General features: G+C 72.2%; 16 protein-coding genes and 1 tRNA gene. 7 read left to right on the plus strand and 10 right to left on the minus strand.

The features are described from left to right. Positions 1 to 133: 133 nt before the first annotated feature. The 6 genes from FB558_RS01480 to FB558_RS01505 all read right to left on the minus strand — a co-directional run bounded on the left by FB558_RS01480 (position 134) and on the right by FB558_RS01505 (position 6,539). The gene (locus tag FB558_RS01480) at positions 134 to 856 is read right to left on the minus strand and encodes an ABC transporter ATP-binding protein (RefSeq protein ID WP_246106195.1); all 723 of its coding nucleotides are present in this window, start codon (positions 854 to 856) and stop codon (positions 134 to 136) included. Next, positions 856 to 1,695, minus strand: coding sequence for an ABC transporter ATP-binding protein (locus FB558_RS01485; protein WP_142047384.1), 840 nt, complete (start codon positions 1,693 to 1,695; stop codon positions 856 to 858). The genes FB558_RS01480 and FB558_RS01485 overlap by 1 nt, the downstream gene beginning before the upstream one ends. Then, a complete protein-coding gene (locus tag FB558_RS01490; protein WP_142047386.1) occupies positions 1,695 to 3,473 on the minus strand; it encodes a branched-chain amino acid ABC transporter permease in 1,779 nt (592 codons plus the stop codon). Before FB558_RS01490 ends, FB558_RS01485 begins: the two co-directional genes overlap by 1 nt. After that, complete coding sequence (locus tag FB558_RS01495; protein ID WP_246106196.1) at positions 3,470 to 4,399, minus strand: branched-chain amino acid ABC transporter permease; 930 nt, start codon at positions 4,397 to 4,399, stop codon at positions 3,470 to 3,472. Before FB558_RS01495 ends, FB558_RS01490 begins: the two co-directional genes overlap by 4 nt. A 79-nt stretch (positions 4,400 to 4,478) precedes the next feature. Beyond that, positions 4,479 to 5,720, minus strand: coding sequence for a branched-chain amino acid ABC transporter substrate-binding protein (locus tag FB558_RS01500; RefSeq protein WP_142047388.1), 1,242 nt, complete (start codon positions 5,718 to 5,720; stop codon positions 4,479 to 4,481). 186 nt (positions 5,721 to 5,906) lie between these two features. Further along, positions 5,907 to 6,539: an ANTAR domain-containing response regulator gene (locus FB558_RS01505; protein WP_142047390.1), complete on the minus strand. Its 633-nt coding sequence runs from the start codon at positions 6,537 to 6,539 to the stop codon at positions 5,907 to 5,909. Positions 6,540 to 6,670: 131 nt separating this feature from the next. Between FB558_RS01505 and FB558_RS01510 the strand changes: the two genes are divergently transcribed. Together FB558_RS01510 and FB558_RS43770 are read left to right on the plus strand one after the other, a co-directional pair. Next, a tRNA-Leu gene (locus FB558_RS01510) sits at positions 6,671 to 6,744 on the plus strand. 51 nt (positions 6,745 to 6,795) lie between these two features. Beyond that, positions 6,796 to 7,071, plus strand: coding sequence for a helix-turn-helix domain-containing protein (locus tag FB558_RS43770; RefSeq protein WP_211365964.1), 276 nt, complete (start codon positions 6,796 to 6,798; stop codon positions 7,069 to 7,071). Positions 7,072 to 7,430: 359 nt separating this feature from the next. Here the strand turns inward: FB558_RS43770 and FB558_RS01520 are convergent, their stop codons facing one another. Beyond that, a complete protein-coding gene (locus tag FB558_RS01520) occupies positions 7,431 to 8,258 on the minus strand; it encodes an NAD(P)H-binding protein (protein ID WP_142047392.1) in 828 nt (275 codons plus the stop codon). 83 nt (positions 8,259 to 8,341) lie between these two features. Here FB558_RS01520 and FB558_RS01525 point away from each other — a divergent pair, with 83 nt between their 5' ends. The 3 genes from FB558_RS01525 (at position 8,342) to FB558_RS01535 (ending at position 10,902) form a co-directional block, all read left to right on the plus strand. Further along, a complete protein-coding gene (locus FB558_RS01525) occupies positions 8,342 to 9,127 on the plus strand; it encodes an AraC family transcriptional regulator (protein WP_170231151.1) in 786 nt (261 codons plus the stop codon). Positions 9,128 to 9,196: 69 nt separating this feature from the next. Beyond that, positions 9,197 to 10,288: an LLM class flavin-dependent oxidoreductase gene (locus tag FB558_RS01530; RefSeq protein WP_142053523.1), complete on the plus strand. Its 1,092-nt coding sequence runs from the start codon at positions 9,197 to 9,199 to the stop codon at positions 10,286 to 10,288. After that, entirely contained in the window at positions 10,285 to 10,902 is a 618-nt protein-coding gene (locus FB558_RS01535) for an FMN reductase (protein ID WP_142047396.1), read from the plus strand. The genes FB558_RS01530 and FB558_RS01535 overlap by 4 nt, the downstream gene beginning before the upstream one ends. A 5-nt stretch (positions 10,903 to 10,907) precedes the next feature. On the opposite strand, the gene FB558_RS01540 is transcribed toward FB558_RS01535, so the two are convergent. The 3 genes from FB558_RS01540 to FB558_RS01550 are packed head-to-tail and all read right to left on the minus strand — an operon-like array spanning position 10,908 to position 15,456. Further along, positions 10,908 to 12,611 carry an ABC transporter ATP-binding protein gene (locus FB558_RS01540; protein WP_246106470.1) on the minus strand — a complete coding sequence of 568 codons (1,704 nt, stop codon included), beginning with the start codon at positions 12,609 to 12,611 and terminating at the stop codon, positions 10,908 to 10,910. Positions 12,612 to 12,616: 5 nt separating this feature from the next. After that, positions 12,617 to 14,422: an ABC transporter ATP-binding protein gene (locus FB558_RS01545; protein WP_142047400.1), complete on the minus strand. Its 1,806-nt coding sequence runs from the start codon at positions 14,420 to 14,422 to the stop codon at positions 12,617 to 12,619. Continuing rightward, on the minus strand, positions 14,419 to 15,456 hold the full coding sequence (locus FB558_RS01550; RefSeq protein WP_142053525.1) for an alpha/beta hydrolase fold domain-containing protein: 1,038 nt from the start codon (positions 15,454 to 15,456) through the stop codon (positions 14,419 to 14,421). Before FB558_RS01550 ends, FB558_RS01545 begins: the two co-directional genes overlap by 4 nt. Positions 15,457 to 15,660: 204 nt before the next feature. Here FB558_RS01550 and FB558_RS01555 point away from each other — a divergent pair, with 204 nt between their 5' ends. Next, positions 15,661 to 16,428, plus strand: a complete 768-nt coding sequence (locus tag FB558_RS01555; RefSeq protein WP_246106197.1) for a sensor histidine kinase — start codon at positions 15,661 to 15,663, stop codon at positions 16,426 to 16,428. Next, positions 16,425 to 17,123, plus strand: a complete 699-nt coding sequence (locus FB558_RS01560) for a response regulator (RefSeq protein WP_142047404.1) — start codon at positions 16,425 to 16,427, stop codon at positions 17,121 to 17,123. The genes FB558_RS01555 and FB558_RS01560 overlap by 4 nt, the downstream gene beginning before the upstream one ends. Positions 17,124 to 17,127: the final 4 nt, after the last annotated feature.

Below are 17,127 nucleotides of genomic sequence, written 5' to 3' on the forward strand. Positions count from 1 at the left end.
ATCGATGTGTCAGCGACGGACCGCGGCCGCGCGCCGCAGTATCCGACGCGCCGGCTTTCGCCGCTCGCACACCGACTTCTGCCTCCGCACACCGACTGCAGTCGGTGTGCCGACGCCGGAATCGGTGTGCGAGCTAGCTGGCGACGCCCTCGCCGAGGTAGGCCTCCTGCACGCGCGGGTCGGCGAGCAGTTCCCGGCCGCTGCCCGAGAGCGTGGTGCGGCCGAGGTCGATGACGTAGGCGTGGTCGGACAGCCCCAGCGCGGCCAGCGCGTTCTGCTCCACGAGCAGCACCGTGGTGCCCTCGTCGCGCAGCTCGCGGACGGTGTCGAGGATCTTCTGCGTCATGATCGGCGAGAGGCCCATCGAGGGCTCGTCGAGCATGAGCAGCTTGGGCCGCGACATCAGCGCCCGCCCGATCGCGAGCATCTGCTGCTCGCCGCCGGAGAACAGGCCCGCCTTGTTGCGCCGCCGCTCCCCCAGCACCGGGAACAGGGAGTACACCCGGTCCAGGTCGGCGACGATGCCGGCCTCGTCCTTGCGGGTGTACGCGCCGAGGCGCAGGTTCTCCTCCACCGTCATGCGCGCGAACAGCCGCCGCCCCTCCGGGCTGTGGGCCACGCCCCGGGCGAGGATCTCGTGGGCAGGCAGGCGGTGGATCGGCTCCCCGGCCAGCAGGATCTCGCCCGCCACCGGGCGCAGCAGCCCGGAGATCGTGCGCAGCGTGGTGGTCTTCCCCGCACCGTTGCTGCCGATCAGGGACACGATCTGCCCCTGCTCGACGGTGAAGCTCACGCCCCGCACGGCCTGGATCGCGCCGTAGGCGACGGTGAGGTCGCGGACCTCCAGGAACGCCATCAGGTCTCTCCCCTGTGGATCTGCGCGTCGACCTCGTCCGGCGGTGCGCCGAGGTAGGCCTCGACGACGCGCGGGTCGCCCCGCACCTCGTCCGGGGTGCCCTCCACGAGCACCTGGCCCTGCACGAGCACGAGCACGCGGTCGCACAGGGTGAAGATGAACTTCGTGTCGTGCTCGATCACCACGACCGAGACGCCCAGGTCGCGGATCGCGAAGATCAGCTGCCGGGTCGCCTCGGTCTCCTGGGCGTTCATGCCCGCGGTCGGCTCGTCGAGCAGCAGCACCGACGGGTCCGTGGCCAGCGCCCGGGCGATCTCGAGCCGGCGCTGGTCCCCGTAGGGCAGGTTGCGCGCCAGCTCGTCGGAGAACCGGCTCAGCCCGACGAACGCCAGCAGCTTGGCCGTGCGCTCCGCGGCCTCCGCCTCGCTGCGGCGGAACCGCGGGCCGTGCAGCAGCGACGACAACGGGCTCTGCTTCATCCGCACGTGCCGGCCCACCAGCACGTTCTCCTCCGCGGTCATGCTCGGGAAGAGGCGGATGTTCTGGAACGTGCGCGCGACACCGCGCTCGGTGACCCGTGCCGGGTCCTGCGGCAGCGCGTCGCCGCGCATCGCGACCGTGCCCGAGGTGGGCGAGTACAGGCCGGTCAGGCAGTTGAACAGGGTGGTCTTGCCCGCCCCGTTCGGCCCGATCAGCCCGATGATCTCGCCCTCCCCGAGCAGGAACGACACGTCCTTCAGGGCGGTGAGGCCCCCGAACCGCATCGTCACGGCGTCCGCGGCCAGGATCGGGACGTCGTTCACGACGGGGGTGGGCGTGGTCTGTGCGAACTCGCTCATCACTTCCTCCCCTCCGCCGGGACCACGGGTATCGCCGCGGTCGGTATGTCCTCCACCGTCTCCGGCGCGAGCTCGGCGCGCCGGTGCGCGTCGGGGACGAGCCCCTGCGGGCGGAACCGCATGATCAGGATGAGGGCGAGGCCGAACAGCAGGAGCCGGTAGTCGGCGAACTCGCGCAGCTTCTCGGGCAGCACGAACAGGATCGACGCCCCGAGCACCGCACCCGGGATCGTCCCCATGCCGCCGAGGATGACGGCCGCGAGCAGCGTGACCGACTCCAGGAACCGGAAGCTCTCGTAGGAGACCGTGGCCGTCTTGTGCGCGAAGAACGCCCCGGCCAGCCCGGCCAGCATCGCGCCGATCAGGAACGCCAGGATCTTGATCGGGCCGGTGCGCACGCCCATCGCGCGCGCCGCGTCCTCGTCCTCGCGGATCGCGATCCACGCCCGGCCCAGCCGCGAGTTCTTCAGGTTCGCGAACACGAGCATGACCGCGGCCACGATCAGCACGATCAGCACGTAGTACAGGACGCCGGGCGGCAGCTCGAGCGCGCCGATCGTGATCTCGTCGTTGAACGCGGTGCCGAACAGCGACACCGGCGGGATGCCGGGGATCGCGTTGGAGCCGCCGGTGAGCCCGCCGATGTTGTTCTGCGCGCTGCGCACGAAGATCTCGCCGAACGCCAGCGTGACGATCGCGAGGTAGTCCCCGCGGACGCGCAGCGTGGGCGATCCCACGATCGCCCCGAAGATGCCCGCGACGACCGCCGAGATCACCATGACCAGCGGGAACGGCAGCGCGATCCCGAACTGCGCCGCGGTGGCCCCGGAGAAGTTCGCCGCGACGAACGCCCCGATGCCCAGGAACGCCACGTACCCGAGGTCCAGCAGGCCTGCGAGGCCGACCACGATGTTGAGCCCGATCGCCGTGGCGGCGTAGACGCCGATGTTCGCCGCGACCGTCATCCAGTACTCGGTGCCCGCGCCCGTCAACGGCAGCAGCAGCGCGCACGCCAGCAGCACCAGCACGCTGAACACGCGGTGCCGCTCCGACACCACGCCGACCCACGTCAGCAGGCCCGACGCGTGCAGCGCCGCGAGGAGCCCGCCGACCGCGCCGAGGAAGGACAGGAACACCGCGCCCGCGTAGACGTTCGCCGCGCTGCCCTGGCCACCGCTGGTCAGCACGGCCGAGACCAGGAGCAGCAGGAGCGCGAAGACCACGAGCAGGAGGCCCCGCTCCAGCCACGGGTTCAGCCGCCACTCCCACACCGGCGTCGGCTCGAGGCCGCCCGCGGCCGCGCCGACGAGCAGCAGCACGCCGCCCACCAGCGCCACGAACGCACCGAACGCGATGCCGCCGTCGGCGGCCGTGATCGCCCCGAGCCCACCGCCCGAGACCGCGATCCAGAGCCCGTTCACCACACTGACGGCGACGACGCCCCAGCCGATGGCCCGCAGGATGCGGACCCGGCCCGGCACCGACACCAGCGCCAGCACGATCGCCGCGATGCCGAACAGCAGCAGGTGCAGCCGGAACCCGGTGACCCCGAACGGCACCGTGAAGAACTCGAGCGTGGCCTGCGCGGGGTAGGCGCCCTCGTTCAGCACGAAGGTGGCCCACGGCAGGTACGTGCCGAGGATCGTCAGCACCCCGCCGGCCACGCGCAGGGGCGTCGCCATGCCGGCGAGGGCGGCCAGCCGTCCAGCCGGCGCCTCCGGAGCCGCGTGGCGCGGGCCGCGCCGCGGGGGCGCGGGCGTTCCCTGGGTCGCCGTCATGCCCGCACCCTCTCGGTCTCGCCGAAGAAGCCCTGGGGCCGGAACACCAGCACCACGATGAGCACGACGAAGATCCAGACGTAGTCGTAGGCGGTGCCGCCGGGCAGGTACTGCCCGCCGAGCGCCTTCACCAGCCCGATCACCAGCCCGCCGACGACGGCGCCGCGGATGCTCCCGATCCCGCCGAGCACGGCGGCGGTGAACGCGAAGATGCCGTTCTGGAAGCCGATGTCGATGTTGATGAAGCCGAGGTCGGCGCCGTAGAGGATGCCGGCGACGCCCGCGAGCAGGCCGCCGAGGACGAACGTCAGGACGATGACGCGGTCCGGGTTGATCCCCATCAGGCGGGCGACGTCGCGGTCCTGGGCGGTGGCGCGCATGGCGCGGCCCAGCCGGGACCGGTCGACGAACTGCTGCAGGGCCACGGCCAGCGCCAGCGACACGACGATGATCAGCACGCCGGTGTAGCGGATCGGCACGCCGTCGCCGATCGGGACGATGTAGGCGCCCTCGAGGAAGATCTTGGGGTAGGGCAGCGCGGCGGTGGCGCCCGGGTAGAAGACCCGGATGGCCTCCTGCAGGGCCACGGACACCCCGAGCGCGGTGATCAGGGGCGCGAGCCGCGGGGCGTTGCGCAGCGGGCGGTAGGCGAAGCGTTCCATGGCCACGGCGACGGCGACCGACACCGCGGCGCCCGCGATGAGCAGCAACGGCAGCGCGAGGTACCACTGCTGCTGCACGAACGTCGGCAGCAGGTAGGTGAACATCGCGAGGCCGCCGTAGCCGCCGATCATGAAGATCTCGCCGTGGGCGAAGTTGATGAGCTGGATGATGCCGTAGACCATCGTGTAGCCGAGTGCGATCAGCCCGATCAAGGAGCCGAGCACCAGGCCGTTGACGATCTGCGACAGGAGCGTGGACAGCAAGCGGGTGGTCCCTCCACGTACGCGCCGGGGGGCGGGGTGTCGCCCCGCCCCCCGGCGTCTCGTGCCTCGAACGGTGGTGTCAGCCCTCGAAGCTCGAGGTGGAGCCCTCGACCGGGACGAAGCCGTCGCCCTCGACCGTGTAGACGGTGAGCACCTTGTTGGTGGTGTCGCCGAACTCGTCGAAGGAGACCGGGCCGCTCGCGCCCTCCAGGTCGGTGGCCTGGACCGCGGCGACGATGTCGGCCCGCCGCTCCTCGGAGTACTCGCCCTCGGCGAGTGCCGAGGCCAGCGCCTGGATCATCACGTTGGTGGCGTCGTAGGTGAGCGCGCCGTAGGCGCTGAACGGCTCCGCGTACCCGGCGGCCGCGTAGTCGGAGACGAACTGCTGCGCGCTCGGCAGCGTCTCGGCGGGGGCGCCGATGCTGGTGGCGAGGTCACCGGGACGGCCGCCCAGCGAGACGAAGTCGTCGTCGTTGATGCCGTCGCCGCCCATCAGCGGGATGTCCAGGCCCGCGGCGGCCAGCTGCGCCGACAGCGGCCCGGCCACCGGGTACTCGCCGCCGTAGTACACCGCGTCGGGGTTCTGCCCGCGGATGGCGGTGATGACGCCCGAGAAGTCGGTGTCGCGCTCGCCGACCTTCTCCCGCGCGACGACCTGCGCGCCGAGCTTCTCGGCCTGCAGCGAGAACTGCTCGGCCAGGTTGGCGCCGTAGGTCTTGCCGTCGTCGATCACGGCGATGCGCTGCTTGCCTGCCGTCTGCACCAGGTAGTTCGCCGCGAACGGCCCCTGGACCAGGTCGGTGGTGGCCACCCGGAAGTAGTTGTCGTACACCCGCTGCGGGGCCGTGGCGAAGTTCTCGCCGAGGGTCAACGAGGGACCCGTGTTGGCCGGGGAGATCATCGGGATCGACCGCTCGTTGAGGATCGGCTGCACCGTCTGCCCGGTGGACGAGTTCAGGGTGCCGATGACGCCGACGACGTTCGGGTCCGAGGCCAGCAGCGTGGCCGCCTGTCCGGCGACCTGTGGGGTGGCCTGGTCGTCCTCCGGCTGGAAGGCGAGCTCGTAGCCCGCCACCGTGCAGTCCTGGTTGGCCTGGTCGACGGCCAGCTGCGCCGAGTTGCGCATACCGAGCCCCAGGGCCGAGAGGCCACCGGAGAGCGGAGCGATCATTCCGATGATCAGCGTGCCGCGGCTGGTGTCACACCCTCCCGCGGCCTGACCACCGGCACCGGGCTCTTCTTCCCGGTTGGTACCGCACGCCGTGAGCCCGAGGGCCCCGGCGAGGATCGCGGCGGTGACGATCGTCCGCCTCCGAGTCATGCTGTTGTCCTTCCGTGCCGCGTCTCACGGGGGTGCCCGCTTGCGCCCGAGCCGCTCTCGCCTCTCGAGAGCGAGCGGAGATTAGGCGACGTCACACTGCGGAGTCACCACTGCTCGGATCTCCTTTACCGGAACGCAACCTGGGAGGTCGGCCCCGGCAACCCGGCGAGCACCCCGACGCGGGGGTCAGGACTTGGGCGCGGCGAGCCCGTCGACGATCGCCTCGGCGACCGCCTTCATCGTGGTCCGGCGGTCCATCGCGGTGCGCTGGATCCAGCGGAAGGCCTCCGGCTCGGTCATGCTCTGCCGGGTCATGAGCAGGCCCTTCGCCCGGTCGACGACCTTGCGGGTCTCGAGCCGGTCGTTCAGCGTGGCGACCTCGTCCTCGAGCGCGCGCTTCTCCGCGAACCGGGACACGGCCAGCTCGATGGCGGGCACGAGCTCGTGGCGCGCGAACGGCTTGACGAGGTAGGCCATCGCCCCCGCGTCCCGCGCCTGCTCGATCAGGTCGCGCTGGCTGAACGCCGTGAGCATGACGACGGGCGCGATCTTCTCCTCGACGATCGAGCCCGCGGCCGCGATGCCGTCCATCTTCGGCATCTTGACGTCCATGATCACGAGGTCCGGGCGCAGCTCCCGGGCGAGGGCGACGGCCTGTTCGCCGTCACCGGCCTCGCCGGCGATGACGTAGCCCTCCTCGCTGAGCATCTCGGTGAGGTCGAGGCGGATGAGGGCCTCGTCCTCCACGACGAGCACACGCAGACCGGCGGCCGGTCGGGCCTCGTCCTCGGTGGCCTGCTCGGAAACCTGCTGGGTCACAGGGTTGCTCCTTTGTCGGAGGTATTGCGTGATCCATTCAGAGTACCGGCCGGGGGCCCGCCGCGATTGTGATCTCGGCGGTTCCCGGTGAGAGACGGCGCACGTCGCGCCGCTATGCTGTCGGCAGCACCGCCCCCGTAACCCAATCGGCAGAGGTTGCGCTCTCAAACAGCGTTCAGTGTGGGTTCGAATCCCACCGGGGGCACCGCTGCAGAAGCGGCGCGGGACTGTCAGTGCTGCACGCCACACTCCCGTCATGCACTCCCGGCGCTCCGTCGAGCAGGTCCGCGCGCTGTGCCGGGCGGGCAGCAGCACCCGCGAGATCGCCCGGATCACCGGGATCCCCGAGCGGACGGTCGCGCATTGGCGCAAGGGAGATCGGCGTGCCGATCTCGACGCCCCTGGTCGCTCGGCCGACTGTCCACTGTGCGCCGGTCGCGGCTTGGACGCCTCGTACGCCTACCTGCTCGGCGCATATCCGGGCGACGGGCACATCACCACGGCGCAGCGCACCAGTTGCCTCTGGGTGTAGTGCGCCGACGACTGGCCGGGCATACAGCGCGAGGTGCAGCACGCGATGCGCGAGGTGCTGCCGTCGGCAGCGCCGTCTCCGTCGTGCAGCGCACAGGCTGCACTGCGGTGAAGAGCTTCACGAAGCACTGGATCTGCCTCTTCCCCCAGCACGGCCCGGGCAAGAAGCACACCCGCCCCATCGTGCTCGAGCCCTGGCAGCAGGAGCTCGTCGAGCGCCGCGGGGCTGGAGCGGCTCGGCATCGCCCACCGCTTCCCCCGCTACAACACGATCTCGGTGGCGCGGAAGGACGCGGTGGCCGCACTCGACGATGCCGTCGGGCCGAAGGCGTGACGCGAACCGTCCGGCGCAGCCGCGGCTCAGCCGTCCCACACCCCTGTGGGTGCGATGTGCGCCACCCAGTCGGCGAACGACCGCGGCGGTCGGCCGAGGACCTGTTCGACACCGGGCGCCGGGGCGGCGTTGATGCCGTCCCGGAGCACCTCGAACATGCTGCTCAGCTCGGTGACCCAGTCCTCCCCGACGCCGTCGGCGCGCAGCTCTTCGACGTACGCATCCGGGGTGATCTCGTCATACCGGATCTGCCGCCCCGTGGCAGCTGCGATCATGGCCACGGCGTCGCCGAAGGTCAGGGCAGTGAGTCCGGACAGCTCGAACGTCCGGCCCTCGTACCCGTCGGATGTGAGCAGCCGGGCCGCAACGGCCGCGAGGTCGTCGAGGTCGATGAACGGCTCCGGCACCCCGCCGGTGGGAAGGGCGAGCCGGCCGGCGAGCAGCGGAGCGTGCCACACATCCTCTGTGAAGTTCTGCATGAAGTTGTTCGGCCGCACGATCGTCCAGCTCAGGTCGCTTCCGCGCACGACGTCCTCGGCGGCCACCATGGCGTGCCCGTATCGGCCTCCCCACTCGTCGGCGTTCCGGCCCGACAGCAGCACCACGCGCTTCACGCCCGCCTCCTGCACGAGGTCCACGAACGGCCGCAGCGGGGCGGGGTCGCCGGGGGCGACGAGGTAGAGCGCGCCGGCCCCAGCGGTCACGGCGGGCCAGCTGCTCGCGTCCAGCCAGTCGAACGTGACCTCCGAGGTCCGGGACGCGACCCGCACCGGATGCCCGGCGGCCCGCAGCGCCGCGGCGACCCGACGACCCGACTTACCACTCCCGGCCAGCACCGAGATATCTGCGTCCATGCGACCAGTGGATCTCGGGGACGCCTCCCACGACCATGCTCGCGCGTCCGCGGCGGATGCGTGCGCGTCTATGCTCCGAAGGTGTGACGGTCCTGGAGACCCTGCTCCGTGGGATCCGGACCCACGAGGGCGCGCTGCGGCGCACCCCGCTCGCCCCCGGCGAGGAGTACGCGGTTCCCGTGGGCTCGCCGCTGGTGCTGTGCGGCGTGGTGTCGGGTGAGGTCGACGTGGCGGGCGAGCGGCTCCCCGCCGGCGGGGTCGCGATGATCCAGCCGGGCGCCACCGTGACCGTGCGGGCGGGCGACGCCGGCGCGGCCCTCCTGGTGTGCGGGTACCGGTCCCGGGGTGGCGGGGTCCGCCTGACGAGCGCGCTGCCCCCGGCCGCCGTCGTCGCGCCCGACGACCCGGACTGCGTCGTCCTGCTCGAGTTGCTCGACCGCGGCTGCGACGGGCCGGCGGTGGTCACCGACCGGCTGCTGGACTGGCTCCTCACCTGCACGCTGAACGCCTGGTTCGCGACGCACGCGCCCGAGCGGCCGGGCTGGTTCGCCGCGCTGGCCGACCCCGTGGTCGGGCCTGCGCTCGAGGCGCTGCACGCCGATCCGGCGCGGCGCTGGACCGTGGAGGAGCTGGCCGCGCGGGGCGGGTCGGGACGGGCGGCGTTCGCGAAGCGGTTCCGCGAGCTCGTCGGCGACGCACCGCTCGCCTACCTGCGCAGCTGGCGGATGACGCTCGCCGCCGAGTACCTCGCCGACCCCGACGTCACGGTCGGGGCGGTGGCGCGCCGGGTCGGCTACTCCGACGCGTTCACCTTCAGCGCGGCGTTCAAGCGCGAGCGCGGAGTGGCGCCGAGCACGGTCCGGGCATGAAAGCCGGCCTCCCTGCGTTGGGCCGGGTAATTGCAGATGCAACTACTGGAGGCAGGGATCGAGATGGGCATGCAGTTCGGCGTCTTCTCCGTCGGTGACGTCACGCCCGACCCCACCACGGGCCGCACCCCGACCGAGGCGGAGCGGATCAAGGCGATGGTCGCCATCGCGCTGAAGACGGAGGAGGTGGGTATGGACGTCTTCGCGACCGGCGAGCACCACAACCCGCCGTTCGTGCCCTCCTCCCCCACCACCATGCTCGGCTACATCGCCGCGCGGACGCAGCGGCTGCTGCTGTCCACGGCCACGACGCTCATCACCACGAACGACCCGGTGAAGATCGCCGAGGACTACGCGATGCTGCAGCACCTGTCCGACGGCCGCGTCGACCTGATGATGGGCCGCGGCAACACCGGGCCGGTCTACCCGTGGTTCGGCAAGGACATCCGCGACGGCATCCCGCTCGCCGTGGAGAACTACGCGCTGCTGCGCCGGCTCTGGCGCGAGGACGTCGTCGACTGGGAGGGGAAGCACCGCACGCCCCTGCAGGGCTTCACCTCCACACCGCGGCCGCTGGACGGGGTGCCGCCGTTCGTGTGGCACGCCTCGATCCGCAGCCCGGAGATCGCGGAGCAGGCCGCGTACTACGGCGACGGCTTCTTCCACAACAACATCTTCTGGGACGCCGGGCACGTCCGGCGCATGGTGGCGCTCTACCGGCGCCGCTTCGAGCACTACGGCCACGGCTCGGCCGACCAGGCGATCGTCGGCCTGGGCGGGCAGGTGTTCATGCGGAAGAACTCCCAGGACGCCGTGCGCGAGTTCCGGCCCTACTTCGACAACGCCCCGGTCTACGGCCACGGCCCGTCGCTGGAGGACTTCTCGCAGCTGACGGCCCTGACGGTCGGCAGCCCGCAGCAGGTCATCGACAAGACGCTGACCTTCCGCGAGGTCGCGGGCGACTACCAGCGCCAGCTGTTCCTCATGGACCACGCCGGCCTGCCGCTCAAGACCGTGCTCGAGCAGCTGGACATCCTGGGAGAGGAAGTGATCCCGGTGCTGCGGGAGGAGTTCGCGGCACGGACCCCGGCCGGCGTCCCCGACGCCCCGACCCACGAGAGCCTGAAGACCGCACGCGAGACGGAAGAGGTGTCGGCATGACCACCCGGAAGATCGCGGTCGTGAGCGCCGGGATCGGCGTCCCGTCCTCCACCCGGCTGCTCGCCGACCGGCTCGCCGCCGCCACCTCGGGGGCGCTGGCCGACCGCGGGCAGGACGTGCGGGTCGAGGTCGTGGAGCTGCGCGAGCACGCCCACGAGCTCGTCGACGCGGTGCTCACCGGTTTCGTGGCGCCGGGCCTGCGCCCGGCCGTGGACGCGGTGGTCGGCGCGGACGCCCTGGTCGCGGTCACGCCGACGTTCTCGGCGTCCTACAACGGCCTGTTCAAGCTGTTCTTCGACGCCCTGGAGGAGGGCGTGCTCGACGGGAAGCCCACCCTGGTGGCCGCCACCGGCGGCACGGGCCGGCACTCCCTCGCGCTCGAGCACGCGGTGCGCCCGCTGATGGCGTACCTGCACGCGGTGGTCGTGCCCACCGCGGTGTTCGCCGCGCCCGAGGACTGGGCGGGCGGCAGCGCAGGCGTCCCGGCGCTGGACCGCCGCATCGCCCGGGCCGCCGGAGAGCTGGCCGACCTGGTGGCCGGCCGCTCCGCGACGGCGGCGCCCGACCCGTTCGACACCCCGGTGCCGTTCGAGCAGCTGCTGAACGGGAGCTGAGGCGCTCACGTGCCGGAAGGTGCCAGGGAGGTGTTCCAGAAGTCGGCGTAGCGGCCGGCGTGGCGCAGGAGGTCGTCGTGGCTGCCCTCCTCCACGATCCGGCCGCCCTCCAGGAAGACGATGCGGTCGGCGCGTCGGACGGTCTGCATCCGATGCGCCACCATCACCACCGTCCGGCCCGCCATCAGGTGCTCGATGCCCTCGTGGACGGCCGCCTCGTTCAGCGGGTCGAGCGCGGAGGTCACCTCGTCCAGCAGCACGACGGGTGCGTCCTTCAGCAGCGCTCGCGCGATCGAGACGCGCTGGCGTTCGCCACCCGAGAGCAGTGCGCCACCCTCGCCGACGTTCGTCGCCCATCCGCCGGGCAGCCGGGCGATGACCTCGTCCAGCCGCGCCGCGGTCGCGGCCGCCCGCACCTGCGCCGCATCGGCATCGGGACGGCCCAGGCGCACGTTCTCCTCGATCGTGCCGTCGAAGAGGTAGACGTCCTGGAAGACGATGGCGAACTGCGCCATCAGCACGTCGGTGTCGATCGCGCGCACGTCCACGCCGCCCACGCGCACCGCGCCGGCGTCCACGTCGGCGAACCGCGCGAGCAGCTGCAGCAACGTGCTCTTCCCCGCACCCGAGGGTCCGACGACGGCGAGCCGCTGTCCCTCCGGCACGGACACCGACACGTCGTCGAGCACCGGACGGTCGCCGTACCGGAAGGCGACGGACTCGAACTCCAGGTCGTGGCGGACCGGTCGGACCGGTTCCCGGGGTTCCGGCAGGGGTTCGGTGCGCAGCACCGCGTCGAGCCGGGACAGCTCGGAACGCGCGGCGCGGAGCTTGCCGCCGATGTCGGACAGCGACAGCAGCGGGTCCGCGCAGCGGGCAGCCAGCACCAGTACCGCCAGGACCTCTGCCGCCCCGATGCCCCCGCCGAGCGTGAGGTAGGCGCCCAGAACCAGCAACACGGTGAACACCGCCTGCACCACGAGCGTCACGCCCACGACGCCGGGCAGGGCCGCCAGCAGGCTCCGACGGGACGCCCGCTGGAGCTGCCGCAGCGAGTCGTCGAGGAACCGGAAGCGTTCGACGGTGCGGCCACCGGCCCGCAGCACCGGCTGGGCCTGGAGGTACTCGATGACCCGCCCGGTGGCCTCGTGGTCACGCTCGTGGCGCTCGGCGTCGGCGGCGGCCGTCGCGCGTCCCGTCCAGACCTGGACCGCCGCCACGACCGGTGCGGCGACCGCCGCGGCCACCCCCAGCTGCCAGTGCACGGCGAGCATGACGACGACGATCGTCAGGGGCGTCACCGCGGCCGAGATGAACGGTGCCAGCAGGTGTGCGATCACGCTCATCGCCTGCAGGACGCCCCCGCCGGCCAGTGCGGACACCTCCCCGACGCGGCCGCCGCCGTACCAGCCGATCGGCAGCCGGGCCAGATGGTCGCCGAGGCGGCGGTACATCCCCTCCAGCAGCGTGGTCCCGGCGCGGAAACCGGACAGATCGCCGAGGTAGCGCAGCACCGCGTAGACCGTGACCGCGGACCCGAACGCGATCAGCCACGGCCACGCGTCCCCGGGCGTGCTCCCGAACAGAGCCTGCAGCACGGGAACCAGCAGTGCGTAGGACAGGCCCTCGGCGATCGCGGTGATCGTCATCAGGGCGACGGTGCGACGCACCGGCCGGGCGTACTCCCGTCCCAGCACACGCAGCAACATCGAGATCACGGGCGTTCCTCGCCTTCCGTCGCGGATCGGTGGGATCGCCAGAAGGCGGCGAACCTCCCGTCCTGTGCCAGCAGCTCGGTGGGCCTGCCGCGCTCGACGATCTCCCCGTTCTCCAGCACCACCACGGTGTCGGCGTCGGCGACCGTCTCCAGGCGGTGGGCGATGACCAGGACCGTCCGATCGCCCACCCGGTTCGTCAGCGCCCGGCGCACCGCGTGTTCGGTCTGCGGGTCGGCGAAGGCGGTCGCCTCGTCGAGCACCAGGACGGGCGCGTCCGCGAGGAGCGCACGTGCGATCGAGATCCGCTGCGCCTCGCCACCTGAGAGCCCGGCGTCGTCACCGATCACGGACTCGTAGCCGCGCGGCATCTCGAGGATCCGGTCGTGGATGTTCGCCAGGCGGGCGGCGCGCACCACGTCGTCGAGGTCGGCGTGCGGCACCGCCAGCGCGATGTTGTCCGCCACCGACGCACGCAGCAGGCGGACGTCCTGGAAGACGAACGAGACCTTTTCGTAGAGCTCGCGGCTACCGAGCTCGCGCAGGTCGACACCACCCAGGACGACCGAACCGTGGGTCGGGTCGAAGAACCGCGGCAAGAGCTGGACCAGCGTGGACTTCCCGCTCCCCGACGGCCCGACGACCGCGGTGACCGTGCCCGGCTCGAGCACCAGGTCGATCCCCCGCAGCACCTCGTGGTCGGTCTCGTAGCCGAAGCGCACGCCGCGCAGCTCCACCCGGTGGCCCTGCGGTGCGGCCGGGTGCGCGGGCTCCGGCAGTGACGGCACCGCGAGCACGTCCCGGATCCGGCCGACCGCGCGCCGGGCGGCCTGCAGGTCGTCGAAGCCGTGGCCGAGCGCCGCCACCGGAGCGGTCAGGCCGAGCCCCAGCAGCAGGAAGGGCAGCAGGTCGGCCGGGGCCATGCCACCGGTCGTGATCAGGGCGGCACCGCCGATCAGCACGACCAGCAGCACGAACGGTGGCGACAGCGCCAGCTGCATCCCCGCCGCGATCCCGGCGAGACCGCGCACCATCCGGGAGAAGGAGCCGACGAAGTCGTCCACGGCCGTGCGGAACCTGCGGTGGGCGCGCTCGCCTCCACCGAACGCCTTGACCACCGCGATGCCCTGCACGAACTCGACGACGGAGCTCGCGATCCGTCCCATCGCCGCGTCGAACTCCTCCTGCTCGCGCAGCCGGGTCGGCGTCATCATCACGGGGACCAGCGCCACCGCCAGGACCACCGGTACCAGCGTGATCAGTGTGAGCCGCCAGTCGACGGTGACCAGGTAGGCCAGCGAGACCAGCGGCACCACGAACGCGGCGACGAGCTCGCCGGGGGCGTGGGCGATGAACGGGTGCACGGCGCTCACGTCCTCGCCGACGACCTTGGCCAGCTCACCGGTCCGGCGCCGGGAGAACCAGCCGATCGGTGCCCGCCCCAACCGCGCGGCCAGAGCTCGGCGGAACGACAGCTGCACCTGGTCGTCCAGGACGTGCCCGATCCCCGACGACGCGGCCGTGAACAACAGCCGCGCGAGCAGGCCGACCGCGCCCGCGATCACGACGAACCAGACATGGCCGTGCTCGATCGGGGCGGGAGCCAGCAGGGCGCGACCCAGTTCGACGACGGCCAGCAGCGGAGCCAGACCGGCGACAGCGCCGATGATCTGCAGGATCACGACGGCGGCGAAGCTCCCCAGATGGGGGCGCAGCAGCGAGGTCGCGCCCCGTTGTGGAGCGGATCCGGGATCCGGGGATGGCGTGGACTGCTCGCTCACCCCGGCGAGTTCGGTGGTGGTCATCGCTTCCCGTCTTGGTCGATCTCGTCGCGCCCTGGCCGTGCATCCACCAGGCGATCCCGCAGGAACCCGGCGATCTGGTCGCGCGCGGCCCTGGCCTGGCGCACCACACCCGGCGTGCTGAGGAAGGCGTGCGTCGCTCCGGGGTGTTCGGCGGTGCGCGCGGGCGTCCCGGCCGCGCGCAGTCGTTCGGCGTAACGGCGGCCGTGGTCGGCCACCGGGTCGAGGGTCGGCACCACCACGAGCGCCGGGGCCAGCCCGCCCAGGTCGTCGGCGTGCAACGGCGACACCGCACGCGGATCCGTTCCCCGCGGAACGGCGAGCCGGCGGAACACCTCCAACCGCGCCACGGTGAGGGTCGGGCTGTGGGCGTGCTGCATGATCGAGGCGTGGTCGAACATCGCCGGGGTCAGGTCGACGCAGGGGTTGACCAGCACCTGCGCGGCCAGGGCCAGGCCGGACGCGCTGGCCCGGAGCGCGGCCAGCGCAGCGATCAGCCCGCCGGCGCTCTCACCGAATACGGCGGTCCGCGCCGGGTCGACGCCCCATGCCGCGGCGTTCTCCAGCACGTGCCGCAGCACGTCCCAGCCGTCGTCGGCGGCCGCCGACATCGGGGTCCCCGGGGCGAGCAGGCGGTGCTCGACCGAGACGACGACCGCGGGCAGCCGCGCGGCGAGGTGGCTGTTCACCCAGTCGCTCTGCACCGCGGTGCCCACGAACCCACCGCCGTGCACGTGGAGCACGAGCGGCAGGTGCGTCCGGTCGGCGCCCCGGCCGCGGCGCCCGGGCGACGGCCGGTGCACCCGGACCCGCAACCGGCGGCCGGGCAGCGCGACCTCCCGCCACCGGATCACGGCGCCCCGGTCCGGGAACCCGATGATGACCCGGGCCGGACGGGACGCCACCGTGCGGTTCTCCGCGGCGCTCCGGGCGGCCAGCTCCTCGGCCGTCATCGTCGACCAGTCCAGGTCCCTCCTCAGGCCTTGCAGCAGCCGGATGCCCAACGGCGCCCGTTCCGTGCCGGGCAATTTTGTCATTGTCATCGCAATTCAGTCCTTTGCCACGCCTGATTGCATTCGATCCTTCACGAGCCGAATCCGTGAAAAGTCCTACCGGAGATGACTCTTTCGTCCCCCGTTCCCGCCGCAGGGAGCTCTCGGGACTGCTGCGCGGGGAGTACGCGGGGAGCACTCCCGGCGGAGGATGCGGCCCGTGACAGCCACCCCGTAGGCTCCGCAGCCGTGCGTACCGGTCGGGATCGGAGTCGGTTCTACGCAGCCGGCTGGCTCGCCACCGGCGTGATCTCCGCTGTCGCGTTCGTGCAATGGCGGGCGTATGTGCGCGAGGTCGAGCAGCGTGCCGAGGAGGCCGAGCGCACCCGCGAGGAGGCCGGTCGCCGCCACGCGGTCGAGGAGCGCCTGCACATCGCTCGGGAACTCCACGACTCGCTGACGCACAGCATCTCGGTGATCAAGGTCCAGGCCGGTGTGGCGGCGCACCTGGCCCGGAAGAAGGGTGAGGAGCCGGCCGCGGCACTGCTGGCCATCCAGGAGGCGAGCAGCAACGCGTCCCGCGAGCTCCGGGCGACCCTCGACACCCTGCGCCGCGACGACGACGCGAACGGCGCGGGCCTCGAGCGGATGACGGCGCTGGTCGAGCAGGCTCGCGCCGCCGGCCTGCCCGTCACGGTCGTGGTCGAGGGACGCGCGCGCCCGCTGCCGCCGCAGGTCGACCAGACGGCCTACCGCGTCATCCAGGAGGCCCTGACCAACGTCACCCGGCACGCCGGCGAGGCGACCGCGACCGTGTGCCTCCGCTACCGACGCGGGGCGCTGACGGTGCGCGTCACCGACGACGGCGACACCTCCCGCGAGCCGCCGGTGCCCGGCCACGGGCTGATCGGCATGCGGGAACGGGTCACCGGGCTCGGCGGCCACCTGGTGGCGGGCCCCGGCCCGGTCAGGGGCTTCTCGGTCGTGGCCGAGCTGCCGACGAACGGACGTCGATGATCACCGTCGTACTCGTCGACGATCAGGAACTGATCCGCTCCGGCATCCGGGCCCTCCTGGACGCGGAGGACGACCTGACCGTGCTCGCCGAGGCCGGTAACGGTCGGGACGGTGTCGATGCCGCCCTCGCGCACCGGCCGGACATCGTGCTCATGGACGTGCAGATGCCCGTGATGGACGGCATCGAGGCGACCCGGCGCATCGTCGAGGACGACCGGCTGGCCGGTGTGCAGGTCGTGATGCTGACCAACTACGGCTTCGACGAGCACCTGTTCAACGCGTTGCGCGCCGGGGCGGCGGGATTCCTCCTCAAGGACACCGACCCGGCCGGTCTGCTGCAGGCACTGCGGGTGGTCACCCGCGGCGACGCGCTGCTCTCGCCCGCGGTGACCCGGCAGCTGATCAGCGAGTTCGTCGCCCGGCCACCCGGTGCGCTCTCCTCGCCCGACCTCGACCTGCTCACCAACCGGGAGCGCGAGGTGGTGGCCCTCGTCGCTCACGGGCTCTCCAACGACGAGATCGCCGCGCGGATGGTCGTCAGCCCGACCACCGCGAAGACCCACGTGAGCCGCGCGATGACCAAGCTGCAGGCCCGCGACCGCGCCCAGCTCGTCGTCCTCGCCTACGAGTCCGGACTCGTGGTACCCCGGCGGGCGCCACACGTCCGCGGGCGCCACGCCGGGGGAACGGCGTAGGTTG

It is taken from the genome of Pseudonocardia kunmingensis (assembly GCF_006716445.1).
Lineage (GTDB): Bacteria > Actinomycetota > Actinomycetes > Mycobacteriales > Pseudonocardiaceae > Pseudonocardia > Pseudonocardia kunmingensis.